This is a genomic window from Paraburkholderia sp. J7 (assembly GCF_905220155.1).
GTDB lineage: Bacteria > Pseudomonadota > Gammaproteobacteria > Burkholderiales > Burkholderiaceae > Paraburkholderia.
Map to the genome: position 1 here is coordinate 1 of NZ_CAJMYZ010000077.1, position 977 is coordinate 977.

Annotated in this window: 1 protein-coding gene; it reads left to right on the forward strand. The window is 67.9% G+C overall.

Features of this window, described 5'->3' with window-relative positions:
* Positions 1-977 (forward strand): acetyl-CoA C-acetyltransferase (locus U5A58_RS40385; protein ID WP_321965452.1); only part of this gene is annotated, 977 nt, incomplete at both ends.

The window sequence follows — 977 nt, forward strand, 5'->3', positions numbered from 1 at the left end:
GAGCAGGTGAGCGACGTGATCATGGGTCAGGTGCTGACCGCCGGTTCGGGCCAGAACGTGGCGCGCCAGGCGTCGATCAAGGCGGGCCTGCCTACGGCCGTTCCCGCCATGACGATCAACAAGGTGTGCGGCTCGGGCCTGAAGGCCGTGATGCTGGCCGCGAACGCGATCATCGCGGGCGACTCGGACATCGTCGTGGCCGGCGGCCAGGAAAACATGAGCGCCGCGCCGCACGTGCTGCCGGGCTCGCGCGACGGCTTCCGCATGGGCGATGCGAAGCTCATCGACAGCATGATCGTCGACGGCCTGTGGGACGTGTACAACCAGTACCACATGGGCGTGACGGCGGAAAACGTCGCGAAGGAATACGGCATCACGCGCGAGGAGCAGGACGCGTTTGCGGCGCTCTCGCAGAACAAGGCCGAGGCGGCGCAGAAGGCGGGCCGCTTCGACGCGGAAATCGTGCCGGTGGCGATTCCGCAGCGCAAGGGCGAGCCGCTGCAGTTCGCGACCGACGAATTCGTGCGCCACGGCGTGACGGCCGAATCGCTCGCGGGTCTGAAGCCGGCGTTCAACAAGGAAGGCACGGTGACGGCGGCGAACGCCTCGGGCCTGAACGACGGCGCGGCCGCGGTCGTGGTGATGTCGGCGAAGAAGGCCGAAGCGCTGGGCCTCACGCCGCTCGCGCGCATCAAGGCGTACGCAAGCGGCGGCGTGGACCCGAAGATCATGGGCATGGGCCCGGTGCCGGCCTCGAAGCGTGCGCTGGAGCGCGCGGGCTGGTCGGTGAACGACCTCGATCTCATGGAGATCAACGAGGCCTTTGCTGCGCAGGCGCTGGCCGTGAACAAGCAGATGGGCTGGGATACGTCGAAGATCAACGTGAACGGCGGGGCGATTGCGATCGGTCACCCGATCGGCGCGTCGGGCTGCCGGATTCTCGTGACGCTGCTGCACGAAATGCAGCGCCGCGATGC